This is a genomic window from Streptomyces sp. NPDC003284 (assembly GCF_053589675.1).
In genome coordinates, this window is the sequence record NZ_JBSFSI010000002.1 from 292,473 (window position 1) to 317,121 (window position 24,649).

A 24,649-nucleotide genomic window follows, 5' to 3' on the forward strand; every position below is an offset into this window, starting at 1 on the left:
GCCGACGGGACCGCGCGGCAGCCGAGCCGGGTGCGTCCGACCGGCCGCCCCGCGAGCATGTGGACGGGGGTGGACGAGCGCGGTGAAGGTGGGGGGAAGATGGGATTCTTCGACGGTCTGCGCGGCGGACGCCTGGCCGAGTTCGACTCGGGCAGCGCCGCGTCCAACGCGATCGAGCTGACCAAGCGGCACGCCCAGGTGTCGCTGACCAAACAGGGCGCGGCCACCGGCAATCTGCGCATCAACCTGAACTGGCGGATGCGCACCTCGGACTTCGGCGGCGCCGCCCGGGAGAGCCTGCTGCGCCACCCGTTCAAGGCGCTGAAGCCGCCGGAGGTGCAGGGCCACAGCCAGTCCATGGTCAACGTCGACCTGGACCTCGGCTGCCTGTACGAGCTGGCGGACGGCACCAAGGGCGTCGTCCAGCCCCTCGGCAACCTGCTGGGCGATGTGAACGGCCCGCCGTACATCAAGCTCAGCGGCGACGACCGGTTCGGCTCCGCGTCCGGCGAGACGATCTACGTCAACCTCGATCATCGCGACGACATCAAGCGGATGCTGGTCTTCGTCTACATCTACGACCAGACACCGGCCTTCGACCGCACCCACGCCGTCGTCACGCTCTACCCGAGCAACGGCCCGCGCATCGAGATCGGCCTCGACGAACGCCACCCCGAGGCCCGCTCCTGCGCGGTCGTCCTCATCGAGAACGTGAAGGGCGAACTGCTGGTGCGCCGCGAGGTCAAGTTCGTCTACGGCTTCCAGTCCGAGCTGGACCGGCTCTACGGCTGGGGGCTCCAGTGGGGCCGGGGCTACAAGTCGAAGGCGGACCGGTAGGCGTGGGCATGACCGACACCGCCGCCGGTTTCCGCGCCGCCTTCGACGCCTTCCGGGCCCTGCCGTACCCCGCTCTACCCCGAGGGGAGGAGCTGCGCGACTGGAACTCCCGCCTGCTCGACCTCGACGGGTATGTCGCGGGGTACGCGGCACGGGTGCGGGACGGCCGGATCGGCGCCGCCGAGGTGCCGGGGACCGACGCGCTGCTCCTGGAGGCCGAGACGCTGCGGCGGGATCTCGACGCGCTCGGCCCGCAGGAGGGCGACGACGCGGAGTCGGTGGACGACTACCGCGCGTACATCGGCGCGCTGGAGCGGATGGTCCGCCTGCTCGCGCTGCTCGCCCGGCCGGTGTGAGCGCGGGGGCCGCGGGTCATCGGCGTCTCAGCGGCCGATGAACTGCGGCCCCTGCGGGGGCAGCCGGAAGTCCGGGTCCGGGGCGGAACCGGCCGGCTGCGGATAGCCGTAGCCGCCCGGCGCGGCGCCCGCGGACACCGGCGCGGGCTGCTGCGGATAGCCGTAGCCGGGCTGCGGATAGCCGTAGGAGGGCTGGGCCGCCGTCGTGCGCGGCGGCTGCTGCGGCGCCGTGGTCTGCGGCGGCTGCGGGGGATGGGCGTACGTGGGCTGCTCCGGGGGCAGCGGCTGGGCCGCCGGGGCGGTGGCCGCGTCCGCCGCGCTGCCGTCGGCCGCCTCCGCCGCCTCGTCCACCGAGATCCCGAAGTCGGTGGCCAGGCCCTTCAGCCCGTTCGAGTAGCCCTCGCCCAGCGCCCGGAACTTCCAGCCCTCGCCGCGGCGGTACAGCTCGCCGCAGATCAGCGCGGTCTCCTGGCCAGTCTCGGGCTTGATGTCGAAGGACGCGAGCGGCTCACCGTCGCCGCCCGCCGCGTCGTACAGCAGGATGCTCAGCGCCGGGACGCGGTCGAAGGCGACGCCGTCCGCCGAGGCGACCAGCAGGATCCGGCCGATCTCCGGCTCCACCCCGGTCAGCTCGGTCTGGACGGTGTCGGTCAGGCCCTCCGCGACCCGCCGCTTGCCCAGCCGCCAGACCGTCCCGGAGGGGTGCCGGGGCTGGTTGTAGAAGACGAAGTCCTCGTCGGAGCGGACCCGCCCCCCGGGGCCGAGGAGCAGCGCCGACGCGTCGACGTCCGGCACCCCCTGGCCCGGCGTCCAGCGCACCACGGCCCGTACCGTGGCGGCTTCCACCGGGACGTTCGACCCCTTCAGCATCGCGCGCGTCATGCGGTCATCCTGCCTGCTCGGTCCTGCTCACGACAACGCGGCCCGGCACCCCGCTACGGTGGCGGGCGCCCGTCATCAGGAGTTCACGCCCGGCGGGAACCGCCGACACCGGTATGTACGTACTATTACCGGCCACCTATTTTCTGCCGGGCGTCACCACAGGGGAGCTACATGCGTCATTTCGGGCACCTCGCCCCTGAGGCACGGCAGCGGCTCTTCCACCGGGAACCGGCCGAGTTCACCGCCGATTCCCCGGCCCGGCTGCTCTCCACCGCCCTGGGCGCCACCCTCTACAGCCCGGCCACCCGCCCGAGCCTGGCCGAGGACATCACCAAGCAGGCCGCCCGCGGGGTCGTCTCCATGGTGCTGTGCCTGGAGGACTCGATCGGCGACGCCGACGTGGAGGAGGGCGAGGCGAACCTCGTCCGGCAGTTCGCCGCGCTGGCCGCGCTCCCGGCCGACACCGGGCTCCCGCTGCTGTTCATCCGGGTCCGTACCGCCCGCCAGATACCCGACCTGGTGCGCCGCCTGGGCCCCTCGGTCCGGCTGCTGTCCGGTTTCGTGCTGCCGAAGTTCACCGGCGAACGCGGCCTCGGCTTCCTGGAGGCCGTCCAGGCGGCCGAGGCCGACTGCGGCCGGCGGCTGTTCGCCATGCCCGTCCTGGAATCGCCCGAACTGCTCTACCGGGAGACCCGCGTGGAGACCCTGGAGGGCATCTTCCGCGCGGTCGACAAGTACCGCGACCGGGTGCTGGCGCTGCGCCTGGGCGTGACCGACTTCTGCTCCTCCTACGGACTGCGCCGGGCCCCCGACATGACGGCCTACGACGTCCAGGTCGTCGCCTCCGTCATCGCCGACGTGGTCAACATGCTGGGCCGGGCCGACGGCACCGGATTCACCGTGACCGGCCCGGTGTGGGAGTACTTCCGGGCACAGGAGCGCATGTTCAAGCCGCAGTTGCGCCAGAGCCCCTTCCTGGAGGTGCAGGCCGCGGGCCTGCGCGCGACACTGATCGAACACGCGATGGACGGGCTGCTGCGGGAGATCACCCTGGACCAGGCCAACGGGCTGCTCGGCAAGACCTGCATCCACCCCTCGCACGTCCTGCCCGTGCACGCGCTGTCCGTCGTCAGCCACGAGGAGTACAGCGACGCGGCCGACATCCTGCGCCCCGAGCGCGGCGGCGGGGGCGTGCTCAGGTCGGCGTACACGAACAAGATGAACGAGGTGAAGCCGCACCGCGCCTGGGCCGAGCGGACCCTGCTGCGCGCCGAGGTCTTCGGCGTCGCCCGGGAGGACATCGGCTTCGTGGAACTGCTCGCCGCGGGCATCCCCGCCGACCGCTGACCGGCCCCCCACCCCCCTCCCCTAGGAACGCATGAACAAGGCAGTGCACGACGGCATCTGGTCCGGCGACTGGGTCGCCGAGCGGCTCGGTGTGGACCTCGTGGGCGGCGGCGAGCTCAAGGACCTGCTGGGCCTCGCGCTGCGCCGCAACCCCAAGCGGGCCCACCTGCTCGTCTCGTACGTCCTCGGCAAGCACGTACCGCAGTCGCCCGCGGTGGTCCACGAGCACGGCCTCGCCCTGGGCCGCCGGGTCCGCGCTCTGCTCGGCGAGCGCGACACCGCCGACGCGGTCGTCCTCGGCTACGCGGAGACCGCCACCGGACTCGGCCACTCGGTCGCCGACGGCCTGGGCCCGGTGCCGTACCTGCACTCCACCCGCAGGCCCGTGCCCGGCGTCGCCCCGGCCGGCGGCTTCGAGGAGTCCCACTCCCACGCCACCTCGCACCTGCTGCTCCCCGAGGACCCGGAGCTGCTGTCCGGCGGCGGCCCGCTGGTGCTGGTGGACGACGAGTTCTCCACCGGCAGCACCGTCCTGAACACCATCCGCGACCTGCACGCCCGCCATCCGCGCGAGCGCTACGTCGTGGTCGCCCTGGTGGACATGCGCTCACCGGCCGACACCGCCCGCCTGGACGACTTCGCCCGGAGCATCGGCGCCCGCGTCGACCTGGTCGCCGCCGCCTCCGGCACCGTCCGGCTCCCCGACGGCGTGCTGGACAAGGGCCGGGACCTGGTCGCCCGCCACGAGACGGCGGCGCCCGGCCCCGCCGCGCCGCCCGCCGGGCGCGCCCGCGGCCGGATCACCCGCGTCGGACTCGACTGGCCCGCCGGTCTCCCCGACGGCGGACGGCACGGCTTCACCCCGGCCCACCGCGCCCGCCTGGAGCGCGCCCTGCCCGGCATGGCGGCCCGGCTCGCCGCCGCGCTGCCCGCCGGGGCCCGCCGGATCCTGGTCCTCGGCTGCGAGGAACTGATGTACGCGCCGCTGCGGCTCGCCCACGAACTGGAGCGGACCACCGGCGCCGAGGTGCGCTCCTCCACCACCACCCGCTCGCCCGTCCTCGCCGTGGACGACCCCGGCTACGCCATCCGCAGCCGCCTGGTCTTCCCCGCGCACGACGACCCGGCCGACGGACCCGGCGAGCGCTACGCCTACAACGTGGCGGGCGGCGGCTTCGACGCCGTCCTCGCCGTCGTCGACTCGGCCGCCGACACGCCCGCGCTGCACGCCCCCGACGGCCTGCTCGCCCGCCTCGCCGAGCACACCCCGCACGTGCTGCTCGCCGTCGTCCCCGCGTACGTCCCCGCCGCCCGGCGGTCTGTTCCCGCCGCCCACCCGGCTGTTCCCGCCTCCCGCCCGGAAGGTTCCCCCATGCTGCCCGAGCCCCTGCGCGGCCCCGACTTCTCCTCGTACGCGCCCGAGGAGGTCGGCTGGCTGCTCCAGGACCTCTCGGAGGTGACGCTGGAGGCGCCCACCGAGGAGCGCGAGGAGGCCATCCAGCGCGGCGGAGCGCACTACGCCGAGTCGCTGCCGGTGGAGTACCAGCCCAGCGCGGAGTACCAGGAGCTGTTCCACTCCGCGCTCACCGCCTCCGCCGACCGGCTCGCGCGCGGCGTCGGCGCGGTCACCGAACTGGTCCTCGCCGAGCGCTCCCCGCGCCCCGTCCTGGTCTCGCTGGCCCGCGCGGGCACCCCTGTCGGGGTGCTGATGCGCCGCTGGGCCGCCTTCCGGCACGGCCTCGACCTGCCGCACTACGCGGTGTCGATCGTGCGCGGCCGGGGCATCGACGCCAACGCGCTGCGCTGGCTGGCCGCCCACCACGACCCGGCCGACGTCGTCTTCGTGGACGGCTGGACCGGCAAGGGCGCCATCACCCGCGAACTCGCCGACGCCATCGCCCGGTTCGAGGAGCAGGGCGGCGCCCCGGGCTTCGACCCGGAGATCGCGGTGCTCGCCGACCCGGGCGCGTGCGTGCGCACCTACGGCACCCGGGACGACTTCCTCATCCCCTCCGCCTGCCTCAACTCCACCGTCTCCGGGCTGATATCGCGCACCGTGCTGCGCGCCGACCTGGTCGGCCCGGACGACTTCCACGGCGCGAAGTTCTACCGCGAACTGGCCGGCGCCGACCTCTCGAACGCCTTCCTCGACGCCGTCTCGGCCCGCTTCCCCGAGGCCGCCGAGACCGTGCAGATGGCCGTCAAGGACCTGCTGGCCGGTGACCGCGCCCCGACCTGGGCGGGCTGGGCGGCCGTCGAGCGGATCAGCGAGGAGTACGGCATCCACGACGTGAACCTGGTCAAGCCGGGCGTCGGCGAGACCACCCGGGTGCTGCTGCGCCGGGTGCCGTGGAAGATCCTCGCCCGGACCGGCGCGGGCGCGGACCTGGACCACGTACGCCTGCTGGCCGGGCAGCGCGGGGTGCCGGTCGAGGAGGTGGACGGCCTGCCGTACACCTGCGTGGGGCTGATCCACCCCCGCTACACGCGCGGGGCGACCGGCGCCGACGGCAAGGCGGTGACCCGCTGATGACGGTCATGGTGGCGAGCGACCTGGACCGTACGCTCATCTACTCGGCCGGGGCACTGGCCCTGACCATGCCGGACGCGCGCGCCCCGCGGCTGCTGTGCGTGGAGGTGCACGAGAGCAGGCCGCTGTCCTATCTGACGGAGACGGCGGCCGCCCTGCTGACCGAACTCGGCGACGCGGCCGTGTTCGTGCCCACCACCACCCGCACCCGCAAGCAGTACCTGCGCATCAACCTGCCGGGCCCGCAGCCGGAGTACGCGATCTGCGCCAACGGCGGCCATCTGCTGGTGGACGGCGTGTCCGACGCCGACTGGCACCGGCGGGTGACCGCGCGGCTGGCCGCGGAGTGCGCGCCGCTCGCCGAGGTCCGCGAGCATCTGCTGCGCAGCGCCGACCCGGTGTGGGCGCGCAAGCACCGGGTCGCCGAGGACCTGTTCGCCTATCTCGTGGTGGAGCGCGAACTGCTCCCGGAGCAGTGGGTGAAGGAGCTGGCCGGGTGGGCGCAGGGCCGAGGCTGGACGGTCTCGCTCCAGGGCCGCAAGATCTACGCCGTGCCCAGGCCGCTGACGAAGGGCGCGGCGGTGCGCGAGGTCGCCCGCCGCACCGGCGCGGAGCGGGTGCTCGGGGCGGGCGACTCGCTGCTGGACGCCGATCTGCTGGCGGCCGTGGACCGCGGCTGGCGGCCGGGCCACGGCGAACTGGCGGAGAGCGGCTGGACGGCCCCCGGCATCAGCGCGCTGCCCGAGCGCGGGGTGCTGGCCGGGGAGCGCATCCTGCGCGAGTTCCTCGCGGCGGCCCGCAGGCCCGCGTAGGACGGGTCAGCCGCAGCAGCCACCGCCGCAGCAGCCGCCCCCGCCGCCCGCGCCCTGGGAGCGGGGCGCGCTCGCCGAGCCGCCCACCGCGACCGTGGACAGCAGCTTGACCGTGTCGCCGTGTCCGGCCGGGCAGGTGGCCGGGTCGGCCGACTGCGCCATGGGACGGTTCAGTTCGAAGGTGTCGCCGCAGCTGCGGCAGCGGTACTCGTAACGAGGCATGCGACCAGGTTAGGCCAGGCTCCGGCGGGCGTGACGGGGGACACAATGCTGGGTGTTCCTTGTGTGTTCTGTTCTGTCCCGTTCTCCTGCGGAGAAATTGAAAAGACGGCTGATAATTTTGTATGGCCGTGCGAGCCGCGAAGCGGCTGGGAGTGAGGGGGCCGGCGGCCGCGGTTGCGGCGGCTGTGTCGACCCGCGCGAGCAACACGGGGTGCGGAGGGAGACGCAGTCGTGACCGAGGCAGGGCAGGGGGGAGACCTTCCGGAGGAAGGCCGCCCACCCCGAATACGCCGCGCCGTGCCGGACCGCGCGCAGGACCGTGCGCCGGACCCCGGGACGGACGAGTCCCGCCCGCCCGTACGGGCTGACGAGACCATGCAGTTGAACGTGGGCGCGCTGCGCAGAAGGCTGCCCGCCCGGCTGCGGCCCGCGGACCGCAGGACCGCGGGACCGGCCGCCGGACCCCCGCGGGCGGACCCGGGCGGCGAGGCACCGGAGCCGGGGGAGTCCGGCGAGCCGCCGCCGCAGCCCCACGAGACCATGCAACTGCGCGTCGCGGAGCTGCGGTCGGCGTCCGCGAAGGACGACGCCACCGGCGGCCGGGCCGAGCGCCGCAGCCGCCGCAAGCCGCGCCGCTCCCGGCTCCTGCCCCCGGCCGCCGCCAGGGCCGTCGCCCCCCTCGCCCGGCGCCTGGCCCCGCTGTTCGCGGTGATCGCGCCGTACGCCCGGAAGCTGAAGCCGGTCTACCCGCGCCGCGGCCGCACCGGCTGGCGCCGCTGGCTGCCCTCCTGGCGGCAGTGGATCGGCGTGGCCTTCTCCGGGATCGGCCTGACCACCCTGTTCCTGGTCGTCGCCTACGCCGCCACGGACATCCCGGACAATCTCAACTCGTACGCCACCCAGCAGGACAACGTCTACTTCTGGTCCGACGGCACCCCCATGGCCCGCACCGGCTGGGTGCAGCGGCAGGCGATGCCGCTGAAGGACATCCCCGAGGACGTGCGCTGGGCGGTGCTGGCCGCCGAGAACGAGAGCTTCTACAGCGACCCGGGCATCTCCTTCAAGGGCATCACCCGCGCCCTGTGGCGCACGGTCGGCCAGGGCGACACCGAGGGCGGCTCGACCATCACCCAGCAGTACGTCAAGAACGTCTACCTGACCCAGAACCAGACCGTCAGCCGCAAGTTCACCGAGGCGATGATCGCCCTCAAGCTCGACAACAGGATGAGCAAGGACAAGATCCTGGAGGGCTACCTCAACACCAGCTGGTTCGGCCGCGGTACCTACGGCATCCAGCGCGCCTCCCAGGCCTACTACGGCAAGGACGTCAGCCAGCTCAACGCCAGCGAGGCCGCCTTCCTCGCCTCCCTGCTCAAGGGCGCCGGTCTCTACGACCCCACGCTCGGCCCGAAGAACCACGCCCGCGCCGTCAAACGCTGGAAGTGGACCCTGGACCGCATGGTCAAGATCGGCAAGCTGTCGGAGAAGGAGCGCGCCGGTTACACCACCTTCCCCGAGCCGCTCCAGCGCAACCCGCTCTCCGACACCGGCCAGCAGAGCGACTACCTGGTCGAACTCGCCTCGCAGAGCGTCAAGAACACCGCGCACCTGTCGGACAAGGACTTCGACCTGGGCGGCTACCAGATCTACACGACCTTCGACCGCAAGCGCGAGAGCGCGCTCACCGACATCGTCACCAAGGCCCGCAACAAGGCGAAGAAGAGCGACGCGGGCGCCGCGAAGACCGCCCACTACGGCGCCGCCTCGGTGGACACCGACGGCCGCATCCTCGCCGTCTACGGCGGCCCCGACCACCGCACCCAGGGCTACAACGAGTCCAACGCGGCGACCGTACCGGCCGGTTCGGCCTTCCAGCCGTTCGTCTACGCGGCCGGCCTCGAACACGGCGTCGTCACCCAGCGCGACGTCCCGCGCCAGCAGATCTCCCCGGACACCGTCTACGACGGGGACGACGCCGTGCCCGTCAGCACCCCCGAGGGCCCCTACTGGGACCGCAGCGGCCGCAAGGTCGCCGCCCACAACGACGACAAGAAGTCCTACGGCAAGATCACCCTGCGCAAGGCGCTCGCCCAGTCGGTGAACACGCCGTTCATGCAGCTCGGCATGGACACCGGCCTGGACAAGGTGAAACAGACCGCCGTCGCCTCCGGACTGCTCTCCTCCAGCCTGGGCCCGCAGGTGCCCGCGCTGACCCAGGGGAACTCCCGGCCGAGCGCCATCCGCATGGCCAGCGGCTACGCCACCTTCGCCGCCGCGGGCGTGCACACCGAGCCGTACTCGGTGCAGCGCATCACCCGCAACGGCGCCACCGTGCCCGTGGACCGCCCGCTCAGCGGGCAGGCGGTCAGCACCCGGACCGCCCAGCAGGTCGACGACGCGCTCGCCGACGCCTTCCGCACCGCCCATCCGGACGCGGCCCCCGCCCAGGCACGGGTCACCGGCAAGCGGGGCACCACCGAGGACGACACGGCCGCCTGGTACGTGGGCAGCGCGCGCAAGGTGACCACGGCTGTCGTCGTCTACCGCATGGACCTGGCCAAGAGCCTCGAACCGCTGCCGCTGAAGGGGATCGACGAGACGATGCCCGGCGGTGTGCCGTACTCCATCTGGGAGGGTGCCATGGCGCCACTCGGCTGACCCGCGCGGCGCCCCGGTGCCGCCCGGCTGATCCGCGAGCCGCCCGCTCCCCGCAGCAGTCTCCCGCAGCCCACCACGCAGATTCGAGCCGCCCATGAAGCCGCCCCCCGGCCGGCGCCGCAAGGCGCCCGCACGCCGCCGACCCACCCGACCGCAGTTCATCACTCTGGCCGCCTTCCTGGTCGTCGCCTCCGTGGTGGCCGGCTTCCTCGCCCTGACCCGCCCCGACTCCACCGCGCCCACCGCGTCCGACGGGGCCGGGGGGAGTGCCGCCAAGGGCCCCGCCCCCTCGGCCGCGGCGAGCAAGGAGCCCGCCTGGGACGGCAAGGTCAAGGTGCTCGGCGACGGCTCCACTTCTTACACGGGTCCGCAGCAGGGAGAGTTCAAGCCGGTCCCGCTCAAACCGGGTGAGAAGCCGCCGCAGTTCGTGGTGTTCTCCTGGGACGGCGCCCTGGAGGGCAGCGACCACCTGTTCTCGCACTACCGGGAGCTGGCCAAGCAGTACAAGGCCCACATGACCTTCTTCCTCACCGGCATCTACCTGCTGCCCAAGGACAAGAAGACGCTCTACCACCCGCCGATGCACGAACCCGGCGACGCGGCCATCGACTACGCCACCGACGAGCACATCCGCGACACCCTCGGCCAGTTGCGCACGGCCTACCAGGAGGGCAACGAGATCGGCACCCACTTCAACGGCCACTTCTGCGGCGCCAAGGGCGGCGGCGACTGGAGCGTGGAGGAGTGGAAGAGCGAGATCGACCAGTTCTACGACTTCGTGGAGAAGTGGAAGACCAACACCGGCTTCACCGACATCCCGCCGCTGCCCTTCGACTTCCGCAAGGAGGTCACCGGCGGCCGGGCGCCCTGCCTGGAGGGCCAGCCCAACCTGCTGAAGGCGATGAAGGACTACGGCTGGCGCTACGACGCCTCCTCGCCGGGCGACTTCCAGATCTGGCCCGCCAAGAAGAACGGCATCTGGGACTTCCCGCTCCAGATGCTTCCCTACGAGGACGGCAAGTACCAGGGCCTGTCCATGGACTTCAACTTCCTCTACAACCAGTCGGCGGGCGAGACCAAGGGCGACCCCGCCAAGTACCCGCAGTGGGAGAAGCAGACCGTCGACTCCTACATGGCGGGCTTCAACCGCGCCTACTACGGCAGCCGGGCACCGCTGTTCATCGGCAACCACTTCGAGGACTGGAACGGCGGCATCTACATGAAGTCCATCGACCAGGTCATCAAGAAGGTCTGCGTCAAACCGGGCGTCAAGTGCGTGTCGTTCAAGGAGCTGGCGGACTGGATGGACGTGCAGAAACCGGAGACCCTGCAAGCCTTGCGCGGACTGGATCCGGCGCAGTCGCCGGACTGGTCCACGGTGGTCAAGTGACCCGTGTAACCCCTTGGTTCCACTTGCGCACACCCTCTTCACAACCGGCGCTCGCCCCATGCGAAGATGCGTCCGCCCGGTAGGTGTACCGGCGTAGAGGGGATCATCATTGAAATCAAGAAAACTGAGCCGTAAGCGGCGTCGCGCCACCATAGTCACCGCCGCTGCCGCCTCGGTGGTCGCCGGCGTCGTGCTGGTGCCCAACTGGAGCGCGGGCGCGGCGGTCACCGACGACCCGACGGTCGACGCGGCCACCAAGGCCACCTTCCAGAAGCTGGCGGACGCGGTCTTCACCGACCGCACCGAGGCCCTGGTCGACGGCGGCAAGGGCGGCAAGCAGGGGAAGCAGGGGCACCACCAGCGGCTGTCCTCGCGCTTCTCCGGCAAGGTCCGCCTGTCCGGCACGCAGTCCAAGTACGAGGACTCCGCGCTGAGCCAGCTGCGCGGCCGCAAGGACCGGCTGGAGAAGCTGGGCGAGAAGTACAGCGCGGGCAGCACCACCGTCACGCTGGACGCCACCCAGGTCAAGGGCCGCAACGCCAAGGTCGCCGTCACCGAGAACACGACGCTGACCTATGCCAGGGTCCGGGGCAACGAGCCGAAGAACACCGGCTTCCAGGCCCACCACGAGCTGTCCTTCCAGGCCGACAAGCACGGCAACTGGCAGCTCACCAGCATCCACGACACCGACGACGGCGTGGCCGTGAACCAGCCCGCGCCGCCGCCGGCCGCCAAGCCGGAGACGCCCGCCGACGACGGCAACCCGCCGGAGGCGACCCGCTCGTCCACGGCGAAGAACGCGCCGGCCAACAAGAAGAACCTGACGTCGGGCACGTACGACTACCAGGCCATGGCCGCGTACGCGCAGAAGTACTGGAGCAAGTACAACCCCGACTACCCGAGCTTCGACGGCCAGGGCGCCGGCGGCGACTGCACCAACTTCGTCAGCCAGTCCCTGAAGGCCGGCGGCTGGAAGCACGTCCCCGGTTACACGAACGACTTCCACAACTGGTTCGGCAACAACGAGATCCAGTCGGACTCGTTCGTCGGGGTCAACGAGTTCTCCTGGTTCGCCCTGTCCTCCAAGCGGGTCACCGGCCTGCCGTACGTCTACCAGATGGACGTCGGCGACGTGCTCCAGGTGGACTTCAACCGGGACGGGTCCAAGGACCACTCCATGATCGTCACCTACCGCAGCCCGCAGGGCGTGCCGTACGTGTCGTACCACTCCACCAACACCTACAACAGGTCGGTGGCGAGCCTCATCGCCTCCTACCCGAACGCCAACTACTTCGCCTATCGCACCTGAGCCGCGCGGGAGCGGGAGCCGGCCGGGGCCTCGCCTCAGTGGCCGGCTCCCCGCTCCTCGCGGATCTGCGCCACCACCCGGGCCGCCGTCCGCCGGACCGCGTCGGTCTCCGTCAGGAAGTGCCAGTAGTCCGGGTGCCGCCCCTCCAGGCCCGTGATCGCCCGCTCCAGCCGGGCCACCGCGTCGTCCAGCGGGCGCGCATGCCGCGGATCGGGCGTCGTACGCCCCGTCATCGCCAGCCGCTGCGCGTCCCGGATCGCGAACCGGGTCCTCTCGATCTCGCCCTGCGGATCCTTCTGCACCGCGTTCAGCCGGTTCAGCCGGTCCCCGGCCGCCGAGACCGCCTCGTCGGTGGTGTTCAGCAGCGCCCGCACCGTCGACAGCAGCGCCGTCGCGTCCGGCCAGCGCTGCGCGTCCCGCGCGGCCTGCGCCTCCGTCAGCTTCGCCTCGGCCTGCCGGACGTTCTGAGCGGCCTGCTCGGGGACCTGCTGGAGGTCCTGCCAGCAGGCGATCGTGAACCGCCGCCGCAGCTCGGACAGGACCGGGTCCACCTGGCCGCTGCGGGTGGTCAGCGCCTGAGCGCGGGTACGCAGCGACACCAGCCGGTGGTCGATCTCGGCGGCCTTCTCCGGCAGCCGCCCGGCCTCGGCGCCGATGGCCGCCGCCTCCCGCGACACCCGCTCGGCCCGCTCCAGCGTCGGCTGCACGCCGTGCTGCCCCGCGCCCTGGTTCAGCTTCGTCAACTCCGGGGCGAGCGCGGCCAGCCGGGCGGCCAGGTCATCGGCCCGCAGGCCCGCGCCGCGCACCGCGTCCAGCGCGTTGCTGGCGGCCAGCAGCGCCTGCCGGGCGCGCTCCACGGCGGGCGCGAGCCGCGCGAGCTGGGTCTCGGCCTTGCCGAGCAGCGGCCCCAGACCACTGCTGAAACGGTCCAGCTCGCGCTTGACGTTCAGCAGTTCGTCCTTGGCGGCGGTCAGATCGGCGCGCGCCCGGGAGGCGGCGGACGCCTCCAGGTCGTCGCGGTCCAGGTCGGTGGCGTCGACCGCCTGGATGTAGCGGCCGCTGGCCTGGTCGATGCGCTGCCCGAGCGCCTCGAAGTCGGCGACCGCGCGGCGGGCGGCCGGGGAGTCGTCGACGGCGGTGATGGTCTCCATCGAGATCCGCAGGTCGCGCTGGGCGGTGTCCAGTTCGTAGAAGGCGCTCGCCGCCGCGTCCTTGGCCGCCTGCGCCTCGGCCCGCTGGCTCTCGGCCCGGCCGCCGAACCAGCGCCGGGTGCCGCCGCCCGCGAAGGCGGCGGGCAGCGCGAGCGCGGCCAGCAGCGGCAGGACCGCCAGGGCGAGCACGTCGGCGGCGCGCCCGGCGCGCCCGGCGCGCCCGGCGGGCGTGCGCGGCCGACGCGCTGGTGCCGGTGCCGCCGCCGTGGCCCGTCCCGCCGGTGTGGCCGTCACATTCCTCTCCCCGTGCCGTCGTCCGCCCCGCCTGAATCAGCGTGGGTACATTCTCCCACCTGTACAGGACGAACACACGGGCCGGTCCTAGTTCGCCGTGCGCACCGTGATGCTTCCGTTGGAGGTCCGCGCGGACACCACGTGCGGGCTGGAGTCGTCCCGGGGCACCGACACATGGGTGGAACCGTGGCTGGTCTCGGTCGTCACCCGGTACCGGCCGCCGGGCAGCGCCACGGTCACCGGACCGTTCGAGGAGTGGGTGTCGACCAGGTCGGGCACGGCGCCGAGCTCCAGGTGCACGGAACCGTTGCTGGTGGTGGTGCGCACCCGGCGCGCGGCGACCTCGGCCCGCACGGAGCCGTTGGACGTGCGCAGGTCCAGCGGCCCGGTGGAGTCGGTGATGTGCACGGGCCCGTTCGAGGTGCGCACGGTCAGCGGGTCCTTGAAGCCCTGCGCCCGTACGCTGCCGTTGCCGTCCCGCACCGTCACGGCGATGCCGCGCGGCACCTCGATGCGGTGCCGGGCGTCGCAGTCGGTGACGATCCCGGAGCACTTCAGGCGCAGCACCAGCCGGTCGTTCTTCATGGACCAGGTCACATGGGGGTCGTCGCCGATCAGCACGGAGCCCTTGAACCACCGCGTGACCTGGACGGTTCCGGCCTTGACGCCGTCGGCGGAGACGATCTCCAGCGCCGAGTCGTCGGAGTCCACGGTCAGGGTGCGGCCGTGCAGGGAGAAGGAGTGCTGCTCGGGGTCCTTGTCGTCCGCCGCGGAGCCGCCGCAGGCGGTGGCCGTGGCGAGCAGGGCCGCGACGACACCGGTCACGGCGGCGGCGCGGACGGGAACGGAACGGGACATGACGGTCTCCCCCAGATGCGGAACAGCGCTCTCGGCGCGTGGTGCTGCGGTCACCGACGACCGTAGGAGAAGGGGAGCGGGCGGGGAATGCGGCTCGCTGCCGGATCGGGGGTGGGGGTAACCCCCGTACGCCGGGCCCCGGGTGCACCGAAGGCCCAGCTCCTCGGGACACCCCGTGGTGCTGGGCCTTCGCTCGCGTGACACGACGTGACGTGACGCGGCCGGTGGGCGCGGACGGTTTCGAACCGCCGACATCCTGCTTGTAAGGCAGGCGCTCTACCCCTGAGCTACGCACCCGGGACGAGTGGACAGCCTACCCTGACGAGGGGACGGTCCCGCAAACCCCTTCCGCCGGGCCCCGGCGGCGCGACGCCCCGGCGACCAGCGGGGATCACCCCTCGTCCGGTCCGTCCCCGCGCGCGGAGCGCTCGTGGTCCTCGCGCGCGTGCTTGAGCCGGGTGCGGGCGGCGACGGCGTCCGGGCCGGTGAAGGCGGACCAGTAGCGGTGCGTGGTGACGAACACCGCCAGTTCGTGCTCGCGGCGGCGGAGCTTCTCCACCTCGGCCTGGTCGTCGGCGGACCAGCCCGGGGAGGCCGGGCGCTCCACCTTGCGCCAGCCGCCGTCGTCGCTGAATCCGTCCAGCGGCTGGACCGACCAGGGCAGCCGTTTGAGCAGGGCCGACAGCTCGGCCCGGACCTGATGCAGCTCCTCCTGGCCGGCGAGGAGGTCACTCGGGAAGTCATAGGGCGTAGCCACGCCGCAATGCTACGCCTGTTCGATTTTCGGTGGCGACTCGCGCGAGGGGGTTCATGCGTTCGACGAATCCGCCGGTCGCGGCCCGTTGTCAGACCCCTGCCCTACGGTGACGGGGATGGGTGACGAAGGACGGAAGAAGGACGGAAGGGGACGGGCGTCATGGGCGAGGCGGACGAGGCGAAGGTGCGGCTGGAGCCGTGGGGCGAGGACGACTTCTGGCTGCTGCGGCTGCACAACAGCCCGGAGATGACCGAGCACCTGGGCGGCCCGGAGAGCGAGGAGAAGCTCGCCGAGCGCCACCGGCGCTATCTGGAGCTGCCCGCCGGGGGGATGTGCCGGGTGGTGACGGCGGACGACGGGCGCACGGCGGGGGCGATCGGCTTCTGGGAGCGGCCCTGGCCGGAGGGGACCGTCTGGGAGACGGGGTGGGCGATATCGCCCGGGTTCCAGGGGCGCGGGCTCGCGGCGGCGGCCGCGCGGGCGGTCATGGGCCGCGCGCGGGCCGCCGGACGGCACCGGTTCCTGCACGCGTATCCGCGCGTGGAGCACACCGCCTCGAACGCGGTCTGCCGCCGGGCCGGTTTCACCCTGCGCGGCACGGTCGCCTTCGAGTACCCGAAGGGCAACCCGATCACGTCGAACGACTGGTACGCCGACCTGGGCACCGAGTCCCCGGGCGGCGAATGAGGGCATCGGCGGTCCCGCGGGACCGGGAGGAGACTGGAAGCATGTGCCGGAGCATCAAGACGCTGCGCCCGCCCGCCTTGCCCGAGGAGGCGACCGAGGAGGAGATCCGCGCCGCCGCCCTCCAGTACGTCCGGAAGGTCTCGGGGTTCCGGGCGCCCGCCGCGCACAACCAGGAAGTCTTCGACCGCGCGGTCGAGGCGGTCACGGCGGCGACGGCGGAGCTGCTGGCGGGACTCCAGGTGCGGGGAGGTGCGGCGCGCCGGGCCGCCGCGGGGTGAGACGCGCCCCGGGCTGCCGGGTGTGGCGCGCCTCGGGCTGCCGGGCTGCCGGTCCTCGCGCTCCGGGCTCCGGGGTGAGGTGAGCCTCACCTGAGACGGCCGGGGGGGGGCGGTGGCTCAGGACGCCTCGCGCGCCTTCGGGGCGCGGCGCATCAGATACGCCGCCGCGGCCCCGGCCGCGAACAGGGCGGCCACCGAGACACAGGTGGCGAGCCAGGCGGCGCCCAGCCAGCGGGTGCCGAAGTAGCCGAGGGCCACGCTGTAGCCCGCCCAGGACAGCCCGGCCAGCGCCGACCAGGGCAGGAACTCCCGCACCCGGCGCTGTGCCGCGCCCGCGCTGAAGGAGACGACCGAGCGGCCGGCCGGGGCGAAGCGGGCGATGACCACCAGCGCGCCTCCGCCGCCCCGGGCGAGGGCGGCGCCCAGCCGCTCCTGGGCGGTGCTGAGGCGGCGCGAGCGGGCGAGCGCCCGGTCCAGCCGCTCGCCGCCGCGCCGGGCGAGGCGGTAGGCGAAGAGGTCGCCCAGCACCGAGGCGGTGGCCGCGCACAGGATCAGCGCGAGGATGTCGGGCACATCGTGCGGGACATGTCCGGCGGCGGCGCCCGTGCCCGCCGCGGCGGCCGTCGCCGCCGTCACGATCAGCACCCCGCTGGGCAGCACCGGCAGGAACACGTCCAGCAGCACCGAGAGGGTCACCGCGACATAGATCCACGGAGTGCCGGTGAGCGCCCCCACCCTCGCCACACTCTCCAGCACCGCGAACTCCCTCGACTCCCCCGGGGACCGACCGTGTGCCGCGATGTCGCGGGGGAGCGGCAGGGGCGGTCTGTGAACAGCCATACAGCGTACGCCCGGGGTGTGACAGGGGATTCACCGGGGGCTCATGTGTTCGCAGAGGCCCCTGTGGGGTGTGCGGGGAGGCCGGGGCCGGTGCGCGGGAGGACCGGCCCGGGGCCGGGGCTGCCGGGTGGGACCGGCAGCCCCGCGCCCGCCGTCAGGCCGCCACCGGGGTCTGCTCGGCGGCGGGCTGACGCTGCGTCGAGCGCCGGGCGAGCAGCCCGTCCAGGGCGAAGGCGCCGGAGCCGGTGAAGACCAGCAGCAGGAAGGACCAGCAGAACAGCACCGGCATCTCGCCGCCGTTCTCGATGGGCCACAGCGCCGCCTTCTGGTGCACGTCGAAGTAGGCGAAGGCCATCGAGCCGGAGGCGATGAACGCGGCGGCGCGGGTGCCCAGGCCCAGCACGACCAGGGCACCGGCGACCAGCTGGATCACCGCGGCGTACCAGTTCGGCCAGGTGCCCGCCGAGAGCGTGCCGCCATGGGTGCCCGCGGCACCGCCGAGCACACCGAACAGGGACGCGGCGCCGTGGCAGAAGAACACCAGTCCCACGACGACGCGGAACAGGCCGAGGACATAGGGCTGCGCGGAGTTGAGACGTCCGGTCAGGCCGGTCATGTGGGGGTTCTCCTTCGGTCAAGGCCGGCCCGGGGAGGGGACCGGCTGGGGGACGCATCCGAACGAGTGACCTAGGTTAGGTCGACCTAATCTGTACTTGCAAGTTCAACATCTGGCCATGCTGGGGGTGCGCTTCCGATTCCGTTTGCTCCGGTACGCAGCGGATTAAGTGAAGTGCGCGAACCAGCCAAGGGGTGGACAACCTGGTGAATAACGGGGTGTGCCACCTGCTGGACCACTGGGCGGGCCGGGGGGTGCGGCGGACTCCGCTACGGCTCGCGGCCGGGCTCCCCGGGCGCGCTCGGCCTGCGCGCGGAGGCGCGCCGGACGCCTCCGGGGCGAACGTCGACGAGCGTCGAGTTAACGAACAAATGGCCGAACCACCACGGCCGGGTGCGGCGCCGACGGCCCGATGGCTCGGATCGCGCCATGCGGGGGCGGTGCGGATCGGCCATGCGCTCGGCGCGCGGGCCCCCGTCCACGACGAAGCCCGCCCTCCTCCGTCGGCCCGGAAGGGCGTGCGTGACGGAGAAGGGCGGGCGGATGGCGCGGTGGGGGGGGGGAGAGGGGGCGCGCCGAAGGGCGGGGTGGCTCAGCAGCTCGCGAGGTAGCCCTGGAGGGCGCTCTTCTCCGCCGAGTCGACCGACAGGCCGTAGTAGTACTTCACCTGGACCCAGGCGCGGACGTAGGTGCAGACGTACGCCGACCGGGACGGCACCCAGGTGGCGGGGTCCTGGTCGCCCTTGGCCTGGTTGACGTTGTCGGTGACCGCGATGAGCTGCGGGCGGGTCAGGTCGTTGGCGAACGCCTGGCGCTGCGCGGTGGTCCACTTGCTCGCGCCCGAGTCCCACGCCTCGGCCAGCGGGACCACGTGGTCGATGTCCAGGTCGGAGGCGGCGGTCCAGGTCGCCCCGTCGTAGGGGGAGTACCAGCTGCCGCTCTTGGCGGCGCAGGCGGAGTCAGTGGTGACGTCGGAGCCGTCCCGCTTCAGCACGGTCTCGCGGGTGTTGCAGCTGCCGCTGATGGTGATCCAGTGCGGGAACAGGGAGCGGTCGTAGCCGGTGCGGTTCTCGGCCGCGACGGTGAGGGAGGCGAGGTAGCCGCGGGCGGTGGCGGCGCTGACCGGGGTGGGCAGGGCGGCGGACGCGGCCGGGGGGTTGATCAGCGCGGCGGAGGCGAGGAGGCCGGTCAGCGCTGTGAGGATGCCCACGCGTCGACGCGCGTAGAACGAGGGCGCGGAGGACCGGCGGCGGAATATGCGGGCCATGTGAACTCCCTTGCTTTGTGGGGGTTTTGGGCGCGAGTGTGGGAATGCTCGCGGCGCCGCGTTGCGGGAGGGTGTGCGTCCGGTGAGAAGTTAGTGACGCGTCCATGACATGACAAGGTCCGGGGCCGAACTCGTCGTCGCGTACCATGGACGGCGCAGAAGGGGAGTAGCTCTTCGCCGGACCGTCGACATACTGCTCAGCCATGCTGAGCCGGCGCCCGGAGGCAGGCCGCGGACACCGTCCCGGCCGGCCAGCGAGACCTTCGGCAAGCAGTGCACGCCCGTGCCCACGGCACGGGCGCATCAGTGCGCTGCCCTGCCGAGGCGTCTGTCGCACAGCTCACAGCACTCTCGGCGGGGCGGCCCGACCGATTGAGGGACAGTGATCAGTCTCAGCGTCATGGCGCTCGTCTTCGGCGTCGTCTTCCTCGCCGAACTGCCGGACAAGACGGCCCTGGCGGGACTCGTCCTCGGCACCCGCTACCGCGCCTCCTACGTCTTCGCGGGCGTCGCCGCCGCCTTCCTGCTGCACGTGGTGCTGGCCGTGGCGGCGGGCAGCGTGCTCACACTCCTGCCGCAGCAGATCGTGCACGCGCTCACCGGCGTGCTGTTCCTGGGCGGCGCGGCCGTGCTGCTCTTCAAGAAGGGCGACGACGAGGAGGAGATCCGCAAGCCCGCCGACCAGTCCTTCTGGAAGGTCGCCGGGACCGGTTTCATGCTCATCCTGGTCGCCGAGTTCGGTGACCTCACCCAGATCATGACGGCGAACCTCGCCGCCCGTTACGACGACCCGATCTCCGTGGGCGTGGGCGCGGTCCTGGCGCTGTGGGCGGTCGCCGGTCTCGGCATCGTCGGCGGAAAGGCGCTGATGCGGCGCGTGCCGCTGGGGCTGATCACCAAGATCGCGGCCGTGCTGATGATCGCGCTCGGTGTGTGGAGCCTGTGGGAGGCGGTGAGCTGAGCCGCCGGGCGGGTGCGCGGGGCGTGCGCGCGGGCGTCGTGTGCGTCGGGGGCGCGCCGGAGGGGTGACCCCGGACTCTCGGCGCCCGACCCGGAGCTGAACTTCCGATGAAGTCCGGTGAAGGGTGCACGGGGTGGTGGCGGGAAGCCCGTCTCGTTTTGTACCGTAGAGAAACAAAGTGGCTCCCGCCCGTTCTCCCTGACCGGCGGGCGGGGCCGCCTTGTCCCCTCCGGGGAGGCCCGGCCGGACAGCCGGGGCCCCACCGCACGCCCCTCCGCACCTTGGAGCTGCCGATGACGGCCACCGCCGTGCTCACCGCCCGCGCCCTCCTGCTCGACATGGACGGCACCCTCGTCAACTCCGACGCCGTCGTCGACCGCATCTGGCGGCGCTGGGCCGACCGGCACGGACTGGACGGCGACGAGGTGATGAAGGTGGTGCACGGCCGTCAGGGCCACGCCTCCATGGCGCTCCTGCTGCCGGACCGCCCCCAGGAGCAGAACATCGCCGAGAACGCCCGCATGCTCGCCGAGGAGACCTCGGACATGGACGGCGTGGTGCCCGTGCCCGGCGCGCCGGAGTTCATGGCCGCGCTGCGCGGACTGCCGCACGCCCTGGTGACCTCGGCCGACGTGGGCCTGTCCACCGCGCGGATGGCCGCCGCCGGGCTGCCGCTGCCGGACGTGCGGGTCACCGCCGAGTCCGTGGGCGCCAGCAAGCCCGACCCCGAGGGCTTCCTCAAGGGCGCCGCCGAACTCGGCGTCGAGCCCGCCGACTGCGTGGTCTTCGAGGACTCCGGCGCGGGCATCGCCGCCGGGCGGGCCGCCGGGATGCGCGTCATCGGCATCGGTCCGCGCGCCGCCGTCCACGAACCCGACGCGGTCGTGCGGGACCTCACCGGGATCCGGGTCGAGCCGGTGGGGGACGGGACCGTGCGGTTGCATCTGGGCTGAGCGCCCGACCGGACCGGTGGGCTGCTGGCGCGCGGGCCCCGTCTCACCATTGCGTCGGCTCTGCCTCCAGGCTCGCTCGGGTCGCCGGGCCGTACACGCCGAAGCCGTCCGAGGTGATGCCGCGGGCCCACTGGTAGTTGCGCACCGAGTCCTCGACGCTGCGGCTGTAGTAGCCGTCGATCGCGTCGGTGTAGAGGTACAGCCGCGTCAGGCGCTCCTGGAGGTCGCGCACCGCGGGGCCGTGGTCGCCCCGGCGCAGGGACCCGGCGGGCTGCGTGGAGGCGGTGGCCAGGGTGCTCGGCGGGCTCTGCGTGGGCGAGGCGGTGCCCGGCCCCGGTACGGCGGCGCCGGTCGGGGACCCTGAGGGCGTCGGCGAGTGGCCGGTGGCCGAGGGCGACGCCGACACCGAGGTGCTCGCGGTGGGCGACGGCGAGGTGGTCGCCGACATGGACGGCGAGGGCGAGCGCACCGGCGCGGCGCTCGTCGGCGCGGCCGACGGGACCGTGGGCGCCGGGCCGTCCGGGATGCCCTCCCGTACGTCCTGGGCCGCGCCGTCGCGCGCGGGGGACTCGTACGAGAACAGACCTCCGGCGTACGCGGTCGCCGCGACGACCGCCACCACCGCCGTCGACACGGCGATCACGGCGGCGGGGCGGCGTCGGCGACGGCGCCGACGGGACCCGCCCGGCCCGTCGCCCGTGCCGTCCGCCCCGGCGGACGGGTCCACCGCCTCGAAGGTCTGCGTGGAGCGGGCGTCGAACAGGCTCAGGTCGGACGCGCTGGGCGCACCCGCCCGCCGCGCCAGCGGGGTGGGCAGGGCGGGCGGGGTGATGGCGCGCAACGACATGGTGGCGTCCGAGCCGTGCGCGGCCCCCGCGCCCTCGGCCGCGTCCGTACGGGACGCGCCCCCCGCGCCCTCCGCGCCCTCCGCACCATCCACGACAGGCACCGGCCGTGTCTCCGCCTCGGCCCGGGGATCGCCCCCGGCGCGCTCGCTCCCGGCGGCAACGGGAGCCGTACCCGACCCCGCACTCGACCCCGTACCCGCACCCGAGCCCGAACCGACGCCCCCGGGACCTCCCGGGTCTCCCAGATCCCCTGGGCCCCCGGGGTCACCCGGGTCCCCGGGATTCACGTATGGCCGTATCCGCAGCGGGTCGAAGTCCTCGGCCCGCGCCGCTTCCGCCGTCCGCGCGTCGCGCAGGGCGTCGGCCGCCCGGCGGCCGCAGGCGCACGACGGGGAGTTGTCCGCGCTGCGGGGCGCCCCGCACTCCGGGCAGACATGCCGTTTCGGCTCTTCCACGCCCCGGTCCCCTCCCAGTCCGAACTCCAAGGATTATGCAGATCCCCTCCACACCTTCTCCCCGAAGCCCCCGGAATGGCGGCGGCCGAAGGGGACTCGACAGGCCATAACCGGACACATTGGTGACGATGGAGGGTGTCACGCGAGCGTCGGGAGGTCGCCATGGCCGGGGATGGACACGGCACGACCGGTACCCCGGAGACCCCGGAGGTGCCGGAGACCCCGGAGACCCCGGAGGTGCCGGAGACGGCGCCGCGCGGCGCCGCGCCCGACGACTCCGAGCACGTCCCGGGCAACGTCCTCGTCTCGATCGGCGCGCTGCTCCTGGGCATGCTGCTGGCCGCGCTCGACCAGACGATCGTCTCCACCGCGCTGCCCACCATCGTCAGCGACCTCGGCGGCCTGGAGCATCTGTCCTGGGTGGTCACCGCCTATCTGCTGGCGTCGACCGCCGCGACCCCGCTGTGGGGCAAGCTCGGTGACCAGTACGGCCGCAAGAAGCTGTTCCAGACCGCCATCGTGATCTTCCTGATCGGCTCCGCGCTGTGCGGGATGGCGCGGAACATGCCCGAGCTGATCGCGTTCCGGGCCGTGCAGGGGCTGGGCGGCGGCGGGCTGATGGTGCTGTCCATGGCGATCGTGGGCGATGTCGTGCCACCCCGCGACCGCGGCCGCTACCAGGGGCTCTTCGGCGCGGTGTTCGGCGCGACCAGTGTGCTCGGGCCGCTGCTCGGCGGTCTGTTCACCCAGCATCTGAGCTGGCGCTGGGTCTTCTACGTCAACCTGCCCGTCGGTGTGGTCGCGCTCGCCGTGATCGCCACCGCGCTGCACATCCCGCGCAAGACGCAGCGCCATGTCATCGACTACCTCGGCACGCTGCTGATCGCCGCGGTCGCCACCTGCCTGGTGCTGGTCGCCTCGCTCGGCGGCACCACCTGGGGCTGGGGCTCGCCGCAGATCATCGGCCTCGCGGCGGCGGGCGTCCTCCTCGCGGCGGCCTTCGTCGCCGTCGAGCACCGGGCGGCCGAACCGGTGCTGCCGCTCAAGCTGTTCCGCGTCCGCACCTTCACGCTCTCCGCGGTGATCAGCTTCATCGTCGGTTTCGCGATGTTCGGCGCGATGACGTACCTGCCGACCTTCCTCCAGGTCGTGCGGGGCATCTCGCCGACGCTGTCCGGTGTCCACATGCTGCCGATGGTGGTCGGCATGCTGCTGGCGTCCACCGGTTCCGGGCAGATCGTCAGCCGGACCGGGCGCTGGAAGGTGTTCCCCGTCACCGGGACCGCCGTCACCACCGTCGGCCTGCTCCTGCTGCACCGGCTCGACGAGCACAGCTCCACCGCCGAGATGAGCGCGTACTTCTTCGTCTTCGGTCTCGGTCTCGGCCTGGTGATGCAGGTCCTCGTGCTCATCGTGCAGAACGCCGTCAGCTACGAGGACCTGGGCGTCGCCACCTCCGGCGCCACCTTCTTCCGCTCCATCGGCGCCTCCTTCGGCGTGGCCATCTTCGGCACGGTCTTCGCGAGCCGGCTCGGCGACCAGCTCGCCGCCGCCTTCCGGGGCACCCGGCTGCCGCCGGGCGTGACGGCGGACGCCCTCAAGTCCGACCCGCGCGGCATCGGCGCCCTGCCGCCCGGCCTGCGCCCGGCCGCGCTGCACGCGTACGCCTCCGCCATCACCGACGTCTTCCTCTACGCCGCCCCGGTGGCCCTCCTCGCCTTCGTACTGGCCTGGTTCCTGAAGGAGGACAAGCTGCGCGGCTCGGTCACGGCGCCGGACGGCACGCAGACGCTCGCCACCAACCCGGTGGAGCGGTCCTCGTACGACGAGGTGTGCCGGGCGCTGTCGGTGCTGGGCACCCGCGAGGGGCGGCGCGAGATCTACCGGACGATCACCGCGCGGGCGGGCTACGACCTGCTGCCCGCGGCGAGCTGGCTGGTGCTGCGGATCAACAAGTTCGGGTGGGTGGAACCGGCCCTGCTCGCCGAGCGCGTCCCGGTGCCGCTGACCGTCATCCTGGAGGCGGCCCGCCAGGTCGAGGAGCGCCGGCTGGCCGAGCGGCAGGGACTGGACCTCGTCCTGACCGGCCGGGGGCGCGAGGTCGCCGAGCGGCTGGCCCACGCCCGCGAGGAATCCCTCGCCGAACTCCTGGGCGACTGGTGGAAGCCCGGCCGCTCCACCGACCTGACCCAGCTCGTGAAGGAACTGACCGGCGAACTCTGCGGCTCCGACGGCGAACGCCCCCACGACGGACGCCCGGTCACCCGGCAGCTCTGACCGCCGAGCTTCTGACCGCCGCGCCGCGCCGCGGTGGCGGGGACGCGGTGGCGGGGACGCGGGC

Annotated in this window: 22 protein-coding genes and 1 tRNA gene; 13 read left to right on the top strand and 10 right to left on the bottom strand. The window is 73.0% G+C overall.

From position 1 onward, the window contains the following. Positions 1 to 99 precede the first annotated feature (99 nt). Both ACWDYF_RS04790 and ACWDYF_RS04795 read left to right on the top strand, forming a co-directional pair. On the top strand, positions 100 to 837 hold the full coding sequence (locus tag ACWDYF_RS04790) for a TerD family protein (RefSeq protein WP_389467034.1): 738 nt from the start codon (positions 100 to 102) through the stop codon (positions 835 to 837). Between the two features lie 8 nt (positions 838 to 845). After that, positions 846 to 1,193 (top strand): hypothetical protein, encoded by a 348-nt coding sequence (locus ACWDYF_RS04795; protein WP_389467031.1) that lies wholly within the window; start codon positions 846 to 848, stop codon positions 1,191 to 1,193. 27 nt (positions 1,194 to 1,220) lie between these two features. Here ACWDYF_RS04795 and ACWDYF_RS04800 read toward each other — a convergent pair whose 3' ends face one another. Continuing rightward, positions 1,221 to 2,075 carry a TerD family protein gene (locus ACWDYF_RS04800; RefSeq protein WP_381743419.1) on the bottom strand — a complete coding sequence of 285 codons (855 nt, stop codon included), beginning with the start codon at positions 2,073 to 2,075 and terminating at the stop codon, positions 1,221 to 1,223. Positions 2,076 to 2,246: 171 nt separating this feature from the next. Here ACWDYF_RS04800 and ACWDYF_RS04805 point away from each other — a divergent pair, with 171 nt between their 5' ends. Genes ACWDYF_RS04805 through ACWDYF_RS04815 form a run of 3 tightly spaced genes read left to right on the top strand, consistent with a single transcriptional unit; the run spans position 2,247 to position 6,764 of the window. Then, a complete protein-coding gene (locus ACWDYF_RS04805) occupies positions 2,247 to 3,422 on the top strand; it encodes an HpcH/HpaI aldolase/citrate lyase family protein (RefSeq protein WP_381743420.1) in 1,176 nt (391 codons plus the stop codon). 31 nt (positions 3,423 to 3,453) lie between these two features. Beyond that, positions 3,454 to 5,952 carry a phosphoribosyltransferase gene (locus ACWDYF_RS04810; RefSeq protein ID WP_389467028.1) on the top strand — a complete coding sequence of 833 codons (2,499 nt, stop codon included), beginning with the start codon at positions 3,454 to 3,456 and terminating at the stop codon, positions 5,950 to 5,952. Next, on the top strand, positions 5,952 to 6,764 hold the full coding sequence (locus ACWDYF_RS04815) for an HAD family hydrolase (protein ID WP_381743422.1): 813 nt from the start codon (positions 5,952 to 5,954) through the stop codon (positions 6,762 to 6,764). Before ACWDYF_RS04810 ends, ACWDYF_RS04815 begins: the two co-directional genes overlap by 1 nt. A gap of 6 nt (positions 6,765 to 6,770) precedes the next feature. On the opposite strand, the gene ACWDYF_RS04820 is transcribed toward ACWDYF_RS04815, so the two are convergent. Continuing rightward, on the bottom strand, positions 6,771 to 6,986 hold the full coding sequence (locus ACWDYF_RS04820; protein WP_389467025.1) for an FmdB family zinc ribbon protein: 216 nt from the start codon (positions 6,984 to 6,986) through the stop codon (positions 6,771 to 6,773). 375 nt (positions 6,987 to 7,361) lie between these two features. On the opposite strand from ACWDYF_RS04820, the gene ACWDYF_RS04825 reads away from it, so the two are divergent. The 3 genes from ACWDYF_RS04825 to ACWDYF_RS04835 all read left to right on the top strand — a co-directional run bounded on the left by ACWDYF_RS04825 (position 7,362) and on the right by ACWDYF_RS04835 (position 12,343). Beyond that, the gene (locus ACWDYF_RS04825; RefSeq protein ID WP_389467022.1) at positions 7,362 to 9,644 is read left to right on the top strand and encodes a transglycosylase domain-containing protein; all 2,283 of its coding nucleotides are present in this window, start codon (positions 7,362 to 7,364) and stop codon (positions 9,642 to 9,644) included. Positions 9,645 to 9,738: 94 nt separating this feature from the next. Beyond that, complete coding sequence (locus ACWDYF_RS04830; protein ID WP_381743426.1) at positions 9,739 to 11,034, top strand: polysaccharide deacetylase family protein; 1,296 nt, start codon at positions 9,739 to 9,741, stop codon at positions 11,032 to 11,034. A 175-nt stretch (positions 11,035 to 11,209) separates the two neighbouring features. Then, complete coding sequence (locus ACWDYF_RS04835; RefSeq protein WP_389467386.1) at positions 11,210 to 12,343, top strand: amidase domain-containing protein; 1,134 nt, start codon at positions 11,210 to 11,212, stop codon at positions 12,341 to 12,343. A 35-nt stretch (positions 12,344 to 12,378) separates the two neighbouring features. On the opposite strand, the gene ACWDYF_RS04840 is transcribed toward ACWDYF_RS04835, so the two are convergent. The 4 genes from ACWDYF_RS04840 to ACWDYF_RS04855 form a co-directional block, all read right to left on the bottom strand. After that, positions 12,379 to 13,788 (bottom strand): hypothetical protein, encoded by a 1,410-nt coding sequence (locus ACWDYF_RS04840; protein WP_389467018.1) that lies wholly within the window; start codon positions 13,786 to 13,788, stop codon positions 12,379 to 12,381. 87 nt (positions 13,789 to 13,875) lie between these two features. Next, positions 13,876 to 14,646: a DUF4097 family beta strand repeat-containing protein gene (locus ACWDYF_RS04845; RefSeq protein ID WP_037893265.1), complete on the bottom strand. Its 771-nt coding sequence runs from the start codon at positions 14,644 to 14,646 to the stop codon at positions 13,876 to 13,878. 225 nt (positions 14,647 to 14,871) lie between these two features. Continuing rightward, positions 14,872 to 14,943, bottom strand: a tRNA-Val gene (locus tag ACWDYF_RS04850). Positions 14,944 to 15,037: 94 nt separating this feature from the next. Then, positions 15,038 to 15,403, bottom strand: a complete 366-nt coding sequence (locus tag ACWDYF_RS04855; protein ID WP_389467014.1) for a hypothetical protein — start codon at positions 15,401 to 15,403, stop codon at positions 15,038 to 15,040. Positions 15,404 to 15,562: 159 nt separating this feature from the next. Between ACWDYF_RS04855 and ACWDYF_RS04860 the strand changes: the two genes are divergently transcribed. Both ACWDYF_RS04860 and ACWDYF_RS04865 read left to right on the top strand, forming a co-directional pair. Then, entirely contained in the window at positions 15,563 to 16,090 is a 528-nt protein-coding gene (locus ACWDYF_RS04860) for a GNAT family N-acetyltransferase (protein WP_389467011.1), read from the top strand. A 41-nt stretch (positions 16,091 to 16,131) separates the two neighbouring features. Further along, positions 16,132 to 16,368 (top strand): DUF2277 domain-containing protein, encoded by a 237-nt coding sequence (locus tag ACWDYF_RS04865; protein ID WP_381743436.1) that lies wholly within the window; start codon positions 16,132 to 16,134, stop codon positions 16,366 to 16,368. A gap of 117 nt (positions 16,369 to 16,485) precedes the next feature. On the opposite strand, the gene ACWDYF_RS04870 is transcribed toward ACWDYF_RS04865, so the two are convergent. The 3 genes from ACWDYF_RS04870 to ACWDYF_RS04880 form a co-directional block, all read right to left on the bottom strand. Then, the gene (locus ACWDYF_RS04870) at positions 16,486 to 17,124 is read right to left on the bottom strand and encodes a DedA family protein (protein ID WP_018570603.1); all 639 of its coding nucleotides are present in this window, start codon (positions 17,122 to 17,124) and stop codon (positions 16,486 to 16,488) included. 238 nt (positions 17,125 to 17,362) lie between these two features. Next, entirely contained in the window at positions 17,363 to 17,815 is a 453-nt protein-coding gene (locus ACWDYF_RS04875) for a DoxX family protein (protein WP_026252992.1), read from the bottom strand. 601 nt (positions 17,816 to 18,416) lie between these two features. Beyond that, complete coding sequence (locus ACWDYF_RS04880; RefSeq protein ID WP_389472201.1) at positions 18,417 to 19,091, bottom strand: HNH endonuclease family protein; 675 nt, start codon at positions 19,089 to 19,091, stop codon at positions 18,417 to 18,419. 382 nt (positions 19,092 to 19,473) lie between these two features. Between ACWDYF_RS04880 and ACWDYF_RS04885 the strand changes: the two genes are divergently transcribed. Further along, positions 19,474 to 20,052: a TMEM165/GDT1 family protein gene (locus ACWDYF_RS04885; protein WP_018570600.1), complete on the top strand. Its 579-nt coding sequence runs from the start codon at positions 19,474 to 19,476 to the stop codon at positions 20,050 to 20,052. 293 nt (positions 20,053 to 20,345) lie between these two features. Beyond that, positions 20,346 to 21,005 (top strand): HAD-IA family hydrolase, encoded by a 660-nt coding sequence (locus ACWDYF_RS04890; protein WP_037893269.1) that lies wholly within the window; start codon positions 20,346 to 20,348, stop codon positions 21,003 to 21,005. Between the two features lie 43 nt (positions 21,006 to 21,048). Here ACWDYF_RS04890 and ACWDYF_RS04895 read toward each other — a convergent pair whose 3' ends face one another. Continuing rightward, positions 21,049 to 21,954 carry a peptidoglycan-binding protein gene (locus ACWDYF_RS04895; protein ID WP_389472205.1) on the bottom strand — a complete coding sequence of 302 codons (906 nt, stop codon included), beginning with the start codon at positions 21,952 to 21,954 and terminating at the stop codon, positions 21,049 to 21,051. 516 nt (positions 21,955 to 22,470) lie between these two features. Here ACWDYF_RS04895 and ACWDYF_RS04900 point away from each other — a divergent pair. Then, positions 22,471 to 24,585 (top strand): MFS transporter, encoded by a 2,115-nt coding sequence (locus tag ACWDYF_RS04900; protein ID WP_381743441.1) that lies wholly within the window; start codon positions 22,471 to 22,473, stop codon positions 24,583 to 24,585. Positions 24,586 to 24,649 lie beyond the last annotated feature (64 nt).

Excerpts from the sequence above, each read along its gene's own strand:
- ACWDYF_RS04790 (WP_389467034.1), top strand. The coding sequence starts at position 100 with ATGGGATTCTTCGACGGTCTGCGCGGCGGACGCCTGGCCGAGTTCGAC.
- ACWDYF_RS04795 (WP_389467031.1), top strand. The coding sequence starts at position 846 with ATGACCGACACCGCCGCCGGTTTCCGCGCCGCCTTCGACGCCTTCCGG.
- ACWDYF_RS04800 (WP_381743419.1), bottom strand. The coding sequence starts at position 2,075 with ATGACGCGCGCGATGCTGAAGGGGTCGAACGTCCCGGTGGAAGCCGCC.
- ACWDYF_RS04805 (WP_381743420.1), top strand. The coding sequence starts at position 2,247 with ATGCGTCATTTCGGGCACCTCGCCCCTGAGGCACGGCAGCGGCTCTTC.
- ACWDYF_RS04810 (WP_389467028.1), top strand. The coding sequence starts at position 3,454 with ATGAACAAGGCAGTGCACGACGGCATCTGGTCCGGCGACTGGGTCGCC.
- ACWDYF_RS04815 (WP_381743422.1), top strand. The coding sequence starts at position 5,952 with ATGACGGTCATGGTGGCGAGCGACCTGGACCGTACGCTCATCTACTCG.
- ACWDYF_RS04820 (WP_389467025.1), bottom strand. The coding sequence starts at position 6,986 with ATGCCTCGTTACGAGTACCGCTGCCGCAGCTGCGGCGACACCTTCGAA.
- ACWDYF_RS04825 (WP_389467022.1), top strand. The coding sequence starts at position 7,362 with ATGCAGTTGAACGTGGGCGCGCTGCGCAGAAGGCTGCCCGCCCGGCTG.
- ACWDYF_RS04830 (WP_381743426.1), top strand. The coding sequence starts at position 9,739 with ATGAAGCCGCCCCCCGGCCGGCGCCGCAAGGCGCCCGCACGCCGCCGA.
- ACWDYF_RS04845 (WP_037893265.1), bottom strand. The coding sequence starts at position 14,646 with ATGTCCCGTTCCGTTCCCGTCCGCGCCGCCGCCGTGACCGGTGTCGTC.
- ACWDYF_RS04860 (WP_389467011.1), top strand. The coding sequence starts at position 15,563 with ATGGGCGAGGCGGACGAGGCGAAGGTGCGGCTGGAGCCGTGGGGCGAG.
- ACWDYF_RS04865 (WP_381743436.1), top strand. The coding sequence starts at position 16,132 with ATGTGCCGGAGCATCAAGACGCTGCGCCCGCCCGCCTTGCCCGAGGAG.
- ACWDYF_RS04880 (WP_389472201.1), bottom strand. The coding sequence starts at position 19,091 with ATGGCCCGCATATTCCGCCGCCGGTCCTCCGCGCCCTCGTTCTACGCG.
- ACWDYF_RS04890 (WP_037893269.1), top strand. The coding sequence starts at position 20,346 with ATGACGGCCACCGCCGTGCTCACCGCCCGCGCCCTCCTGCTCGACATG.
- ACWDYF_RS04900 (WP_381743441.1), top strand. The coding sequence starts at position 22,471 with ATGGCCGGGGATGGACACGGCACGACCGGTACCCCGGAGACCCCGGAG.